Origin of the sequence: Streptomyces sp. NPDC002896 (assembly GCF_040295225.1) — a bacterium.
Lineage (GTDB): Bacteria > Actinomycetota > Actinomycetes > Streptomycetales > Streptomycetaceae > Streptomyces.
Genome location: NZ_JBEOVA010000026.1, coordinates 115,237 through 130,054 on the forward strand (window position 1 = coordinate 115,237; position 14,818 = coordinate 130,054).

The window sequence follows — 14,818 nt, forward strand, 5'->3', positions numbered from 1 at the left end:
AAGCACCGAGGTTCACGGCCCCATGGAAATGAATGGAAATGGACCCCGGCGCATACAAACCCTTGACAGCCTCGTCCGGCCACCTGGAGTATCACCACCGTGAACCTGTCAGACAGCCAGACAGGTGGCTCGGTGCCGCGTCGCGTCAGCGCGATGGAAGCGGTACTCAACCACCTGCGCAGCGCCATCGAGCGCGGTGACTACGCCGTGGGGGACAAGCTGCCCTCGGAAGCCGAGCTGTGCCGCCGGCTCGAGGTCAGCCGGCCCGTGCTCCGCGAGGCGCTGCGCGCCCTGCAGACCATGGGCCTGACCGCCTCCCGCACCGGCAAGGGCACCTTCGTCATCTCCAACGGGCCCGTCGATGACCCCACCTTCGGTGACTACGCGGCGAGCGACCTCCTCGAGGTCCGCCGCCACGTCGAGATCCCGGTGGCGGGCTACGCGGCGGTGCGCCGTACGCCCGAGGACCTCGACCACCTCGCCCACCTGCTGGAAAGGATGGAGCGCGAGACCGACACCACCGCATGGGTGGCGATGGACACGCTCTTCCACCTCGCCGTCGCCCAGGCGGCCGCGAACCCCGTCTTCCGCAAGGTGATCGAGGAGATCCGGGACGCGCTGGCCCGGCAGTCGACGTTCCTCAACGAGCTCGGCGGACGGCGCGAGCAGTCCAACCGCGAGCACCGCGCGATCGTCGAGGCGCTGATCGACGGTTCCGAGCATGACGCGGTGGAGGCCATGTCCCACCACCTCGACCGGGTCGAGACGACCCTCACCGACATCGTGCGCCCCCCGCGCACGGACACACCCACGGAAGGCGGACCCGAGGCGTGAGCGAGCAGTCCCTTCAGGAAGACGCCATACGGACCGAGCGATCGGCCGCGCACGTCGACGCCGGAGACGCGGGCTACAGCAAGTCGCTGAAGTCCCGGCACGTCAACATGATCGCCATCGGCGGCGCCATCGGCACCGGGCTCTTCCTCGGCGCGGGCGGCCGCCTCGCCGACGCAGGCCCCTCCCTCTTCATCGCGTACGCCGTCTGTGGGGTCTTCGCCTTCCTCGTCGTGCGGGCGCTCGGCGAACTCGTCCTGTACCGGCCGTCGTCCGGCGCCTTCGTGTCGTACGCCCGTGAGTTCCTCGGTGAGAAGGGCGCGTACACGGCCGGCTGGATGTACTTCCTCAACTGGGCGACCACCGGCATCGCCGACATCACCGCGGTGGCCACCTACACGCACTACTGGGGCATGTTCTCCGACATCCCGCAGTGGGTGATCGCGCTCATCGCGCTCGCCGTCGTGCTGACCGTGAACCTCATCTCGGTCAAGATCTTTGGCGAACTGGAGTTCTGGTTCGCGATCGTCAAGGTCAGCGCCCTCGTGATCTTCATGTGTATCGGCATCTTCCTGCTGGTCACCCAGCACCCCGTCGACGGCACCACCCCCGGCCCGTCCCTGATCACCGACCACGGCGGCGTCTTCCCCAACGGCCTGCTGCCCATGCTGCTGATCATCCAGGGCGTCGTCTTCGCCTACGCCTCCGTCGAACTGGTCGGCGTCGCGGCGGGCGAGACCCAGAACCCCGAGAAGATCATGCCGAAGGCCATCAACTCCATCATGTGGCGCGTCGGTCTGTTCTACGTCGGCTCCGTGGTCCTGCTGTCGATGCTGCTGCCCTGGTCGTCGTACAGCGCCGGTGAGAGCCCCTTCGTCACCGTGCTGTCCAACATCGGCATCCCGGCGGCGGGCGGCGTGATGAACCTCGTCGTGCTCACCGCGGCCATGTCGTCGCTCAACTCCGGTCTGTACTCCACCGGCCGCATCCTGCGCTCCATGGCGATGTCCGGTTCCGCGCCCAAGTTCACCGGCGTCATGAGCCGCAGCCACGTCCCGTACGGCGGCATCCTGCTCACCAGCGGCATCTGCGTCCTCGGCGTCGGCCTCAACTTCGTGGTGCCGGCCGATGCCTTCGAGATCGTGCTGAACTTCGCGGCGATCGGCATCCTCTCCACCTGGGGCATGATCATGATCTGCCACCTGCTGTTCTGGCGGAAGACGCAGAACGGCGAGCTGACCCGGCCGAGTTACCGGCTGCCCGGCTCGCCCTGGACCGAGATCGTGACGCTCGGCTTCCTCGCCTCCGTCCTGGTCCTGATGTACGCCGACGGCGGCGCCGGCCGTACGACCGTGATGTGTCTGCCGCTGATCGTGGCGGCCCTGATGGCCGGCTGGTACGGCGTACGCGGACGGGTCGCCCGTAGTAAGTCCCCCAAGGTGAATGTGTGAACCACGCAGTGTTGTACGGAAGTCCGGTGGCCGACGCTCCTGAGATCCGGGAGCCCCTCCACGCCCCAGTTGCCCACCTCATCCGTGGTGGGCTCGTCGAAGGCATCCACTACGGCTCGGTCGTCGTCCTCGGCGCCGACGGAGCCGTGGAGTTCCAGCTCGGTGACACCGAGGCCGCCTTCCACCCGCGCTCGGCACTCAAGCCCGTACAGGCCGTGGCGATGCTGCGGGCCGGACTGCCGCTCGACGGCGAGCTGCTGTCGCTGACCGCGGCCAGCCATTCCGGCGAGGAACGCCACCTCGCCGGGACCCGGCGGATCCTGGAGCTGGCCGGCCTCGGCGAGGACGATCTGCGCAACGTGCCGGACCTGCCGTTCGACCCGGTCGTGCGGGAGGCCTGGGTGCGCGAGGGGCGGCTGCCGTCCCGGCTCGCCCAGAACTGCTCGGGCAAGCATGCGGCGATGCTGTACACGGCGAAGCTCAACGGCTGGTCGCTCGACGACTACCTCGACCCGGGACACCCGCTCCAGCAGGCGATCGCGGAGATCGTCGAGGACCTCACGGGGCAGCGCATCGCCCAGGTGACCGTCGACGGCTGCGGCGCGCCCCTGTTCGCCGTCTCGCTGCAGGGGCTCGCGCGCGCCGTGGCCCGGATCGTCACCGCGCCGCCGGGCACCCCCGAGGCGCGCGTGGCCGACGCGATGCGCGAGCACGCCGAGATGGCCTCAGGATCCGGGCGCGACGTGGCCTCGCTGATGCGGGCCGTGCCGGGGCTGCTCACCAAGGACGGGTTCGAGGGTGTGCAGGTCGCGGCGTTGCCGGACGGCCGGGCCGTCGCCGTGAAGATCGCCGACGGCGCGGACCGGGCACGCGTCCCGGTGGCCGCGGCCGCACTCGCCCGCTGCGGCGTCGACCCCGCGGCGCTCGCGGAGTACGCCACCGCGCCGCTGCTCGGCGGCGGCGCGGTGGTGGGCAGCATTCGGCCCGCGCCCGCGCTCAGCCACGACGACCTCGCGGCCGCGACGCCGGGCGCCACGTACTCCTGAGCGGCCGCGTATGTCCGCTCCCCCAGCTCCCGCAACTTCTACAGGAAGACCCTCACCGACATGACCGCCGCAGCCCACCGCAGCGAACACGATCTGCTCGGGGACCGCGACGTCCCCGCCGAGGCGTACTGGGGCATACACACCCTGCGCGCCACGGAGAACTTCCCCATCACGGGCACGCCGATCTCCGCCTACCCGCACCTGATCGACGCGCTCGCCGCGGTCAAGGAGGCCGCCGCACGCGCAAACGAGGAGCTAGGCCTGCTGGCCCCCGACAAGGCGGCCGCCATCGTCGAGGCCTGCCGGGAGATCAGGGACGGCAAGCTGCACGACCAGTTCGTCGTCGACGTCATCCAGGGCGGCGCCGGCACCTCGACGAACATGAACGCCAACGAGGTCGTCGCCAACCGGGCGCTGGAACTGCTCGGCCGTGCCAAGGGCGAGTACGAGCACCTGCACCCCAACGAGGACGTCAACCTCGGCCAGTCGACGAACGACGTCTACCCGACCGCCGTCAAGATCGCCACGGTCTTCGCGGTGCGTGGCCTGCTGAAGGCCATGGCCGTGCTGCAGGATGCCTTCGCCCGCAAGGCCGTCGAGTTCCGCGACGTGCTGAAGATGGGCCGTACGCAGCTGCAGGACGCGGTGCCCATGACGCTCGGGCAGGAGTTCTCGGCGTACGCGGTGATGCTGGACGAGGACCGCAGTCGTCTCGCCGAGGCCGTCGAGCTGATCCACGAGATCAACCTCGGCGCCACCGCGATCGGCACCGGGCTCAACGCCCCCGCCGGATACGCCGAGTCGGCACGCCGCCATCTCGCCGAGATCACCGGTCTTCCGCTGGTCACCGCCGCGAACCTGGTCGAGGCGACGCAGGACTGCGGTGCCTTCGTCCAGATGTCGGGCGTGCTCAAGCGGATCGCCGTCAAGCTCTCCAAGAGCTGCAACGACCTCCGGCTGCTCTCCTCCGGCCCGCGTGCGGGCCTCAACGAGATCAACCTGCCGCCGGTGCAGGCCGGTTCGAGCATCATGCCCGGCACCGGGGCGAGCGCCGACGCCGTAGCGCTGCGAGCGGCTCTGGCCGCTGCGGAGCGCCCGGGCAGCTGACCGCGCTTCCTACACCGGGCCAGGGAGGAACCGGGGCCGGCCCCCGGTCCCGTCCGGCTCACCTGCCCTTGGGGCGGGCGCGGACATGCATGCGCTCGCCCTGGGGGCCGAACAGGCACAGCAGCTCGACGGGTTGGGGACCGGCGTTGGTGAACACGTGCGGGGTGCGAGTGTCGAACTCGGCGGCCTCGCCGGCGGTGAGGACGAGATCGTGCTCGCCCAGGGCCAGCCGCAGCCGGCCGGAGAGGACGTAGAGCCAGTCGTAGCCCTCGTGTACGCGCTGCTCGGGCAGTGGGTCGTCGGGGTTTTTGGGAGGGATGATCAGTTTGTAGGCCTGCGCGCCGCCGGGGTGGCGGGTCAGCGGCACGAAGGTCCTGCCGTGACGTGTGAAGGGCCGCGGATGGACGCGCGGATCCCCCGTGGTCGGGGCGCCGACCAGCTCGTCCAGTTGGACACCGTGCGCCCGCGCCAGCGGAAGCAGTAGTTCGAGAGTGGGCTTGCGCTGCCCCGACTCCAGACGGGACAGCGTGCTCAGTGAGATCCCGGTGGTCTCGCTCAGCTGGGCCAGCGTGGTGCCTCGTTCCCGGCGCAGCGCGCGCAGCCGCGGGCCCACAGAGGTCAGCACACTCGCGAGGTCGTCGTCCGCCATCTCTTCATTTGCCGACTCGGCAAGGTGCTTTGTCAAATCGATGGCGTTGCCTGCGGGGCGCCGCCGCTGGGAGCCAGGCGTGAACCGGTTTGCCGGACCGGCAACATTTCTTGTGCCGTGGGCGATGCCGGGCGCATGGTCGGTCGAGGCAGCGAAGACCAGGTGCACCCAGGTCGACGAACAGGCATGCACGACGCGCACGAGACGAAGGACGACACGCGGATGAGCGACGAAAGCTTCTCGGCCGAGGAGTTCTGGCAGGACCGCTACGGCCAGAGCGACCGCATCTGGAGCGGAAACCCCAACGCCGCACTGGTCCGGGAGACGGAGGGCCTCGAGCCGGGCAGGGCACTCGATCTGGGCTGCGGTGAGGGCGCCGACGCGATCTGGCTGGCCCGGCAGGGCTGGCAGGTCACCGCCGTCGACATCTCCCGCCTCGCCCTGGACCGTGCCGCCGAGCACGCGGCAGCGGAGGGCGTCGGCGACCGGATCGACTGGCAGCAGCACGATCTGGGCGAGTCCTTCCCGGTCGGCACCTTCGACCTCGTCTCCGCGCAGTTCCTGCACTCTCCCGTCGAGATGCCGCGCGAGAAGATCCTGCGGAACGCCGCATCGGCGGTCGCGCCCGGCGGGGTCCTCCTCATCGAAGGGCACGGCGGATTCCCCGCCTGGGAACACCATCCCCATCCCGACCTGCACTTCCCGACGCCGCAGGAGGTCATCGACGATCTCGGCCTCGCGGACGGGCAGTGGGAGGTACTGGTCAGCGAGGAGCACGAACGCATCCAGAACGGCCCCGACGGGCAGCCGACCACCAGGATCGACAACACCGTCAAGGCCCGCCGCCTGCCCGCATGACGGCCTGACCCCGGCGCGGCCGGGAGCCGGGGCCGATCATGGGAAGGACGGCCGGGGGACCGTGCTCACCAGGGCACGGGCTGCCCGTCCCGGAAGAAGCCCCCGGTGGGCCCGTCGTCGGGCAGCGTCGCCGCCCAGACGACGCCTGCCGCGCCCTCCGCGACGGGCCTCCCGCCAGGTCCGCCCATGTCGGTGGCCACCCAGCCGGGGCACACCGCGTTGACGAGTACGCCCTCGCCCCGCAGTTCCGCGGCGCACATGCGGGTCAACGCGTTCAGGGCGGCCTTCGACACTGAGTACGCGGGCGTTCCGGCGCCCATCATGGACAGGGACGCGGCTGCGCTCGACACGTTGACGATCCGCGGATGCTCACCGGCCCGCAGCAACGGCAGCAGCGCCTGGATCAGCCGCCAGGGCCCGTACAGGTTCGTCTCGACCGCCTCGCGTACGACGTCCAGATCCGCGGTGATCGCGCGCTGCCACGTGTCGTACGTGATGGCGGCATTGTTGACCAGGACGTCCAGCCGGCCGAACCGCTCGCCGATCTCGGCCGCCACCCGTGCGGCGTCCTCGGGCGAGGTGACGTCCAGGGTCAAGGGGTGCACGCTCGGGCCGAGTTCGTCCGCGGCAGCTGCCGCCGCCTGCTCCGAGCGGGCGGTGAGCAGCACCGTGTGCCCCAGCCCGGCGAGCTGCCGGCAGACCTCCCGGCCGATGCCCCGGTTCGCGCCGGTGACGAGCGCGATCACCGGGCACCCGCCGAGGAGAGCCGGTCCAGCAGCTCGGGCAGGTCCGCGAACGAGTCCAGGACGTGGTCGGGCGTGCCGCTCGCTGCGCGATGGGTCTCGGGCAGGTACTTGCCCGTCTTGACCAGGACGCCGGTGATGCCGGTGCGCTGCGCCGCGAGCACGTCGGACTCGATGTCGTCGCCGACCATCAGCGCCTCGCCGGGACGCACCCCGAGGCGTGCCAGCGCCGTCTCGAAGAACGCGGGCGCCGGCTTGCCGGTGATCTCGGCCTCCGTGCGCGCGGCCTGCTCCAGGCCGAGCAGATACGCCCCCGTGTCCAGCTGCAGTCCCTGGTCGGTACGCCAGTACAGATTGCGGTGCATGGCCACGAGCCGGGCTCCCCGCTGGAGGTGCCCGAAGACCCGGTTGAGCGATGCGTGGTCGAACTCGGGCCCGGCACCGCCCACGACGACGACGTCCGGGACGGTGTCGTCATCGTCGATCAGCGTCACGCCGACGAGGTCCTCGCGGATGTCACCGCTGTTCAGCAGGGCGCACCGCGCGCCGGGACAGTGCTCCGCGAGATACGCGGCGGTGACCGCGGGCGTGGTGAGGATGTCCTCGGTGCCGACGGGGAAGCCCTCCGCCGCCAGGGCGTCCGCGATCGAGGCGCGCGTACGGGACGTCGTATTCGTGATCAGGCTGACAGCAACGCCTGATGCACGGACCCGCCGCAACGCCTCGACCGCGCCCGGCAGCGCCTTCCACGAGACCGTGAGCACACCGTCGATGTCGATCAGGACCGCGCGTACTGGCTCCATGCACAGGACGATACGGCGCGGCGCTGTAGCACGGCCTTCGGGCGTCCGGGTCGGGCATACGCGTCCCGGACGCCCGTGCCGTGCCGCTGTCAGCGGCCGCCAGGGCTTACGACGCCGGGGTGAAGGCCGCCCGGACCCTGTCGAGTTCCGCCTTGGTGACCGGCAGAACCGTGCCGTGCCGGGGGCGGCTCGGCAGTTCGTACTCGGCCGGGATGCTCCATTCGGGGTTCTCGAGGCTCGGCGTCGTGAAGGGTACGTAGCCGCGCCGCGGTGTCTCGTCCATGAAGACGTACCAGGTGTCGTCGGTGTTGGACTTGAAGGCGGTCGGGCCCTCGACCCAGTCGGTGCCGACGCCGGTCCTGATGCAGTCGTCCACCAGCTGCCAGTTGCGCGGCTTGGTGTCGGGCAGATCGACCGCGGTCAGGGACCGGGAGCGTTCCAGGACGATGTCGCGCGTGCAGGAGCCGATGACCTTGTCGTCCGTGGTGAAGCGGTAGTAGTAGTCACCGTCCTTGACCACCGTCGCGTCGATGACTCCGGCGCCCGGGTCGTTCCACACCTTCGGCTCGGTGAAGGTGCGGAAGTCGCGGGTGGTCGCGTACATTATGCGCGGATACGTGGTGCCCGTGTGGCCGGGGTCGTCGGCGCTGTAGAGGTTGGACGCCCAGTACACGACGTACGCGCCCAGCTTCTCGTCGTACGTCGCCTCGGGCGCCCACGTCATGCCCGCCGTGTCGCCGGAGACCCGGACATGGCGCTGCTCGGACCAGTGGACCAGGTCCGTCGACTCCCAGACCTCGATGTACTGGCTGCCGTGCCGCATCTCGTAGTCCCAGCCCCTGCCGCCGTTGATCTTGAGGTCGGTGGCGATGAGGTAGAACTTGTCGCCCTCGGGCGAGCGGATGACGAACGGGTCGCGTACGCCCTTCTCGCCGAGGGACGAGGTGAGGACCGGCTTGTCGCCGTTGAGGTCGTCCCAGTGGAGCGGGTCGTTGCCGCGGCTGGCGGCGAAGTGGATCTGCTCTCCGTCGGCGTACTTCTCACCGGCGAAGAAGCTGAAGAAGTAGCCCTCCAGCGGTTCCTTCTTCGGCAGTGGACGGACGGTCAGGTGGAATCGGCGCTTGGCCTGCTCGTCGCCGAGCCGCACCGTCGCCGTGAGCTTGACCGATGCCGGCGGCTCGCCGTAGGCGGGGCGGTTCACCTCGCCGGTCTCGGTGACGGTCTTCTTGTCCGTCGACTTCCACGAGACGCGTGTCCCGTGCAGGCCGGTCGTCGGGAGGGTGATGTTGCCGCGGATGTCGTCGGCGTCCCAGATCTTCAGGGCGTCCGCGGCCTCCGCTACCTTCTCCTCGACGGTGAGGTCGGCGGGAACCACGATCGTGAACTTCTTCTGTGCGCTGGCCTCTCCGCTCGTGACGGTCGCCGTGAACACGACGGTCGCGGGACCGCTGCCGGGCGCGGGCCGGGTGACGGCTCCGCTCGCGCTCACGACGCTCTCGTCGCTGGACGACCATGTGATGGCGGATCCGTTCGGCCCGGTCGCCGGCAGGGTGAGGTCCTCGGTGACCGACGAGGTGTCACCGAGGTCCAGGGCCGCGATGTCGCGCGACACACGTTCCGTGTCGGAGACCGCGCCGATTCCGGCGACCTCGGACGCCGTGAGCGCCCGGTCGTACAGCCGGAAGTCGCGTACCTGGCCCTTGAGGTAGCGGTCGCCGCTGTAGAGGGAGCGGCCCAGGTAGTTCGCCGTCGTCGTGCCGCCGCCGATCTGGGCGGGCGTGATGGTCACCCCCGTCTTGCGGGCCACTTCGGCGCCGTCCTCGTAGAGCACGGCGGTGCCGCCGCTGAGCGTGTAGGTGAGCGTCTTCCAGACGTCGCGCGCCAGGTTGCGCCCGGCCGACACCGTCTGCTCGGTCGACCAGTTGCCCGTGGCGATCGACGTCCGGTACGTGTCGCCGGTGGTGAAGAGGTAGCCGTTGCCGCTGCTGCCGGAGCTGTTTCCGAGCCCCCAGACGAAGTACGGCGTGGCCTGGTCGTCGGCGATCCGGACCTGCGCCGACACGGTGATGGAGGTGAGGTCCCGCATCAGGTTGTCGGGCAGCCGGACGTAGTCGTCCGTGCCGTCCAGGCTCAGACCTTCACTGCCCAGCCAGGTGGCGTCGCCGTTCACCGTCGCGTTCCGGCCGTTGCCTGAGGCGTCGGTGGCGGTCGTGCCGCTCGTCTGGTCGAGCGGGTAGTGGACGACGAGTCCGTCCGCTGCTGTCGCCGCTCGCGCCGGCAGGGCGGCGAGCAGTGCGGCGAGCAGGCATGCCACCACCGCGGCCACCAGCAGGCGGGCCCGGGGGACGGGCGGGGTGAGGGTCCTGGCTGTCGCTGCGGAAGTGGTTATGGGGTCGGGGCCACCGGATCTGGAACGGGCGCGGCTGATGCGGCTCATGTCGTGTCGTGTCCCTTCGACGACATGGGAATGGGCGAAGGTCAAACGGCTCGTAGTTCGAAATATCGGACATGGTCCGGGAAGTCGACCAGACGGTAGGAGGGTTCCTCCTGGGCGTCAAGAGGGCGAGGAGAAAGGGGGGTTGGTCGGGTCGCTGTGGGATTGCGGCCCGCGTCAGGTCGGCTGTTCCCGGATGGGTCGCCGCGCGCCAAATGGACTATCGCGACATTTCACCATGTTGCTGGCTAATATCTCTGCGGCGGGGAGGTGCCGGCAGGCCCGTCAGCACACCGAGCAGCGACCCGGGAATCCGGCTGCACCAGTAGGACGGACATGACCCACACCGAATCGGACACGGACACCGAGGCCCCGGCGCATCCTGCCAAGTTGTCGCTGCCGACACTCGCCATGATGGTCGTCGGCTCGATGGTCGGGGCGGGCGTCTTCTCGCTGCCGGCCCGTTTCGCCGAGGAGACCGGAGTCGCCGGTGCGCTGATCGCGTGGGCGATCGCCGGCACCGGCATGCTCATGCTCGCCTTCGTCTTCCAGATGCTCGCGATCCGCAGACCCGACCTCGACTCCGGGGTCTACGCCTACGCCAAGGCGGGCTTCGGCGAATACCTCGGCTTCTTCGCGGCGTTCGGCTACTGGGCGAGCGCCTGCGTCGGCAACGTGACGTACTGGGTGCTCATCATGTCGACGATCGGTGCCGTCGCACCGGCCCTCGGCGACGGTGACACCGTCCTCGCGGTGGTGCTCTCCTCGGTGTGCCTGTGGTCGTTCTTCTTCCTGATCAAACGGGGCGTCAAGGAAGCAGCGGCCATCAACCGGATCGTCACCGTGGCCAAGGTCGTCCCGATCCTGGTCTTCGTCATCATCGCGCTGTTCTATCTCGACCCCCACGTCTTCGCCGAGAACTTCCGCGGCGCGGACTACGCCGGGTCCCTGTTCCAGCAGGTCAAAGGCACCATGCTGGCCACGGTCTTCGTGTTCCTCGGTGTGGAGGGCGCCAGCGTCTACTCCCGCCACGCCAAGCGGCGCGAGGACGTCGGGCGCGCCACGATTCTGGGATTCCTCAGTGTTTTCGCCATCTTCGCGTCGGTCACGATCGTGTCGTACGGCCTGCTGCCGATGGCCGAGATCGCCGAGCTGCGCCAGCCCTCCATGGCCGGGGTGCTGGAGAGCGCGGTCGGCACCTGGGGCAAGGCCTTCGTCAGTGTGGGGCTGATCATCTCCGTGCTCGGCGCCTATCTCGCCTGGACCTTGATGGCGGCCGAGGTGCTGTACGTGGCCGCCCTGGACCATGACATGCCCCGGTTCCTGCGCCGTGCCACCGACGACGACGTGCCCGTGCCGGCCCTGCTGATGACGACCGTCCTCGTCCAGATCGTCCTCGTCATCACCCTGTTCTCCTCGGACGCGTTCAACTTCGCCCTCGATCTGACCAGCGCCCTGACTCTGATTCCGTTCCTGCTCGCGGCCGCCTTCGCCGTCAAGGTCGTCGGGGCACGACGGTCCGGCGATGGACGGCCCAAGGGCTCGGCCGGACGTCGTGAGGGCTCGGTGGGCAACATCGTCGTAGCCGTGCTCGCCACGGTCTACACGGTCTTCCTGCTCTACGCCGCAGGCCCGAAATACATCCTGGTGTCGTTCATCATCTACGCGCCCGCCACGGTGCTGTTCGTCATGGCCCGCCGCGAGCAGGGCAGACGGCTCTTCTCACCGCGCGAACTGGTCATCCTCGCCGTCTCCGTCGCCGGTGCGGTGATGGGCGTCATCGCGCTGGCCATGGGATGGATCAGCCTCTGACCGGCCGCCCGATCGCGTCCCCGGGACCTCACCTCGTACGTCCAGAAAGGGCACCCCCGTGACAAGCCATGACACCACCCCGACTACCCCGCAGCCCTATGGCGTCCACTCCGAGGTCGGCAAGCTGCGCAAGGTCCTGGTGTGCGCGCCCGGACTCGCGCACCGCAGGCTCACCCCCACCAACGCCGGCGACCTGCTGTTCGACGACGTGATGTGGGTGGAGAACGCCCAGCGGGACCACGCCGACTTCGTCAACAAGCTGCGCGGGCGCGGCGTCGACGTCGTCGAGCTGCACGACCTGCTCGCCCAGACGATGGCCATCCCCGAGGCCAGGACCTGGCTGCTCGACCGCAAGATCACCGCCAACGAGGTGGGGCTCGGGCTCGTCGACGACACGCGAGCCTTCCTCGAGACGCTCGACCCCGGACAGCTCACGGAGTATCTGATCGGCGGGCTCGCCACGGTCGACCTGCCGGACGAGTTCCGCTCCGGCTACCTCGCCCTGGCGCGCGAGTCGACGGGCGGGCGCGAATACCTCATGCCGCCGCTGCCCAACACCCTCTACACCCGCGACACCACCTGCTGGCTGTACGGCGGCCTCACCCTCAACCCGCTGTACTGGCCTGCCCGGCACGACGAGACCCTCCTCATGAAGGCGATCTACACCTTCCACCCGGACTTCGCCGGCTCCACGGTGTGGTGGGGGGACCCCGAACGCGACTGGGGCCAGGCGACGTTCGAGGGCGGCGACATCATGCCCGTCGGCAAGGGCGTCGTCCTGATGGGCATGAGCGAGCGCACCTCGCGCCAGGCGATCACGCAGGTCGCCGCCGCGCTGTTCGAACAGGGCGCCGCCCAGCACGTCATCGTCGCAGGCATGCCGAAACTGCGGTCCGCCATGCACCTGGACACCGTCTTCACCTTCGCCGACCGCGATCTGGTGACGCTGTACCCGACGATCATGGACGGCGTACACACCTTCTCCCTGCGGCCGAGCGACAAGGCCCCCGGCATCGAGATCACCGACGAAGGCTCGCGCCCGTTCGTCGACGTGGTCGCCAAGGCCCTCGGACTGCCCGAGCTGAGGGTCGTGGAGACGGGCGGCGACGTCTACGCCTCCGAGCGGCAGCAGTGGGACAGCGGCAACAACGCCGTCGCCCTCGAGCCGGGCGTCGTCTTCACCTACGACCGCAACACCCAGACGAACACGCTGCTGCGCAAGGCCGGCATCGAGGTCGTCACCATCGTCGGCGCCGAACTGGGCCGGGGCCGCGGCGGCGGGCACTGCATGACCTGCCCGATCGTCCGCGACCCCGTCGAGTTCTGAGCCGGCCACGGCACAACCTGCGCGTGAAGGGCCTGTTCAGCCGCCGGACGGGCCCGTCCAGCCCGCCGCCACATGACCGAGGCGCACACGCTGAGGATGGTCGCCGACCGGCACGGACACGACCTTCCGGCCGGTCGCGAAGTCGATGGCGGCGACCTGGTCGGCGCCGCTCTCGGAGATGACGCAGGACTTGCCGTCGCCGCTCACCGTCGCCCAGTACGGCTTCGACGCGGCCACCAGCGGCCCCTCCTGGAGCTTCGCGCGGTCGACGATGGTCGCGTAGTCGTCCATCGTCCCGGCGATGCACAGCTTGGTGCCTTGTGGATTCATCGACATACCGTGGTGGCGGGAGTCGTTGACCCAGGCGGTGCGGTCCTCGCTGGTCGCCGGGTTCTTCGGCAGGGTCTTGACGCGGGTGATCTTGTCCGAGGCGACGTCGTACTCGACGAAGCCGTTGAAGAACGAGACCTGGAAGTACAGCTTCGACTCGTCGGGCGTGAAGGCGACCGGGCGGACCGCGTCGGAGAGGTCCTTGCGGCCGAACGCGTCGAGCCGCTCCCGCATGTCGATGACCCTGACCTGCTCGAAGGTGTTCGCATCGACGACGGTGATGCGGCGGTCGCCCTTCGTCCAGTCCAGCCACGGATCGTCGAGGGCCGTGGTGACCTCGCCGATCGACATGTTCCAGAGGTACCTCCCGCCGTCCGTGAAGACGTTCTCGTGGGGCTTGTCGCCGGTCGCGAAGGAACCGAGCTGTTTGCCGGTGTTGATGTCGAGCACGTGGACGGTGTTCGCCGTGGAGGCCGAGACGGCGACACGGGTGCCGTCGGGGGACACCGCCATGTGGTCCGAGCGGTAACCCGAGACGGGGAAGCGCCAGTTGATCCGGCCGGTGGCGAGGTCGATCGACACGACATCGGCGAAGCTCGGGCGGGACACGACGACGGCAGACCCGTCGGGGGTCGAGTACATGTCGTCGACGAACTGGTCGTGTCCCTCGCCGGGTCCCTGCCGGACCCCGAGGAAGTAGATCAGCTTGATCGGGTCGAGGTAGATCTCCTTGAGGCGCTCGTCCTTGTCCGGGATGACGTTGATACGGCCGATCCTGGCGAAGTCGCCCCGGGACTCGATGACGTCGGCGGTGCCGTCCCAGTTGTTGCCGACGAACATGACCTCGCGCAGATCGCCGGCGCTCTGCTGCAGTGACGCGGCGGTCGCCGCGGGTGCGGCGGTCGCCGTCGAGGGCCCGGCGAGAGCCAGGGCGAGGGCGGCGGCCATGGTGCAGACATGCCTGGTTCTGGGGACGGGCATCGTCGGTCCTTCCGTTGCTCGGGGCATGACAAACCCGCGTGCGGGGGGGGGTGCGGTCCACTCGTACGGCAGCGTGACAGAACCTGAACAATGCTCGCGTTCAGGCTGACTTACTGGAAAGTAAGGAAGATACGGCCCTCTCCACAAGACTCCGTACGCGACAAAACCGCCCTCGAAAGGGCGGGCGGCCCGCACCCATCGCAGCAGGCGGGGGTGCGGGCCGAGGAAAAGTCCGTACTGTCCTACGGTCGTGTGGCGGTCTCGCTCGGGCTGCCCTTGTCGGCACTGGAACCGATCCGCTCGCGCACCACCGCGATGGCCACGACGACGGCCGCGACGAGCAGCGACAGGAGCACGGTCTCGCGTCCGTCGTGCGCGGTGTCGGTGAGCATGTAGCCGAGGACGAACACGATCAGGGCGATCGTCGCCCAGGTGAGGTACGGGTA

Annotated in this window: 11 protein-coding genes and 2 pseudogenes; 7 read left to right on the forward strand and 6 right to left on the reverse strand. The window is 69.4% G+C overall.

Annotation, left to right across the window (positions count from 1 at the left end):
* Positions 1-99 precede the first annotated feature (99 nt).
* The 4 genes and pseudogenes from ABT009_RS35255 to ABT009_RS35270 form a co-directional block, all read left to right on the forward strand.
* Positions 100-834 (forward strand): FadR/GntR family transcriptional regulator, encoded by a 735-nt coding sequence (locus tag ABT009_RS35255; protein ID WP_351304526.1) that lies wholly within the window; start codon positions 100-102, stop codon positions 832-834.
* The gene (locus tag ABT009_RS35260) at positions 831-2,282 is read left to right on the forward strand and encodes an amino acid permease (RefSeq protein ID WP_351304528.1); all 1,452 of its coding nucleotides are present in this window, start codon (positions 831-833) and stop codon (positions 2,280-2,282) included. The genes ABT009_RS35255 and ABT009_RS35260 overlap by 4 nt, the downstream gene beginning before the upstream one ends.
* Before the next feature lie 11 nt (positions 2,283-2,293).
* Positions 2,294-3,328, forward strand: coding sequence for an asparaginase (locus ABT009_RS35265; RefSeq protein ID WP_351304575.1), 1,035 nt, complete (start codon positions 2,294-2,296; stop codon positions 3,326-3,328).
* A 60-nt stretch (positions 3,329-3,388) separates the two neighbouring features.
* Positions 3,389-4,366, forward strand: a pseudogene (locus ABT009_RS35270) (aspartate ammonia-lyase); the annotation flags it as partial.
* A 127-nt stretch (positions 4,367-4,493) separates the two neighbouring features.
* Here ABT009_RS35270 and ABT009_RS35275 read toward each other — a convergent pair.
* A complete protein-coding gene (locus ABT009_RS35275) occupies positions 4,494-5,084 on the reverse strand; it encodes a helix-turn-helix domain-containing protein (RefSeq protein WP_351304531.1) in 591 nt (196 codons plus the stop codon).
* 222 nt (positions 5,085-5,306) lie between these two features.
* Here ABT009_RS35275 and ABT009_RS35280 point away from each other — a divergent pair, with 222 nt between their 5' ends.
* Positions 5,307-5,942 carry a class I SAM-dependent methyltransferase gene (locus ABT009_RS35280; protein ID WP_351304533.1) on the forward strand — a complete coding sequence of 212 codons (636 nt, stop codon included), beginning with the start codon at positions 5,307-5,309 and terminating at the stop codon, positions 5,940-5,942.
* Between the two features lie 65 nt (positions 5,943-6,007).
* On the opposite strand, the gene ABT009_RS35285 is transcribed toward ABT009_RS35280, so the two are convergent.
* The 3 genes from ABT009_RS35285 to ABT009_RS35295 form a co-directional block, all read right to left on the reverse strand.
* Positions 6,008-6,688, reverse strand: coding sequence for an SDR family oxidoreductase (locus ABT009_RS35285; protein ID WP_351304536.1), 681 nt, complete (start codon positions 6,686-6,688; stop codon positions 6,008-6,010).
* Positions 6,685-7,488 carry an HAD-IIA family hydrolase gene (locus ABT009_RS35290; RefSeq protein ID WP_351304539.1) on the reverse strand — a complete coding sequence of 268 codons (804 nt, stop codon included), beginning with the start codon at positions 7,486-7,488 and terminating at the stop codon, positions 6,685-6,687. The genes ABT009_RS35285 and ABT009_RS35290 overlap by 4 nt, the downstream gene beginning before the upstream one ends.
* 106 nt (positions 7,489-7,594) lie before the next feature.
* The gene (locus ABT009_RS35295) at positions 7,595-9,925 is read right to left on the reverse strand and encodes an immunoglobulin-like domain-containing protein (protein WP_351304542.1); all 2,331 of its coding nucleotides are present in this window, start codon (positions 9,923-9,925) and stop codon (positions 7,595-7,597) included.
* 333 nt (positions 9,926-10,258) lie between these two features.
* On the opposite strand from ABT009_RS35295, the gene ABT009_RS35300 reads away from it, so the two are divergent.
* Positions 10,259-11,734: a basic amino acid/polyamine antiporter gene (locus tag ABT009_RS35300; RefSeq protein WP_351304545.1), complete on the forward strand. Its 1,476-nt coding sequence runs from the start codon at positions 10,259-10,261 to the stop codon at positions 11,732-11,734.
* A gap of 58 nt (positions 11,735-11,792) precedes the next feature.
* A complete protein-coding gene (locus ABT009_RS35305; RefSeq protein WP_351304548.1) occupies positions 11,793-13,061 on the forward strand; it encodes an arginine deiminase in 1,269 nt (422 codons plus the stop codon).
* Positions 13,062-13,097: 36 nt separating this feature from the next.
* On the opposite strand, the gene ABT009_RS35310 is transcribed toward ABT009_RS35305, so the two are convergent.
* Entirely contained in the window at positions 13,098-14,372 is a 1,275-nt protein-coding gene (locus tag ABT009_RS35310; RefSeq protein ID WP_351304551.1) for a YncE family protein, read from the reverse strand.
* 242 nt (positions 14,373-14,614) lie between these two features.
* A pseudogene (locus tag ABT009_RS35315) lies at positions 14,615-14,818 on the reverse strand (amino acid transporter); the annotation flags it as partial.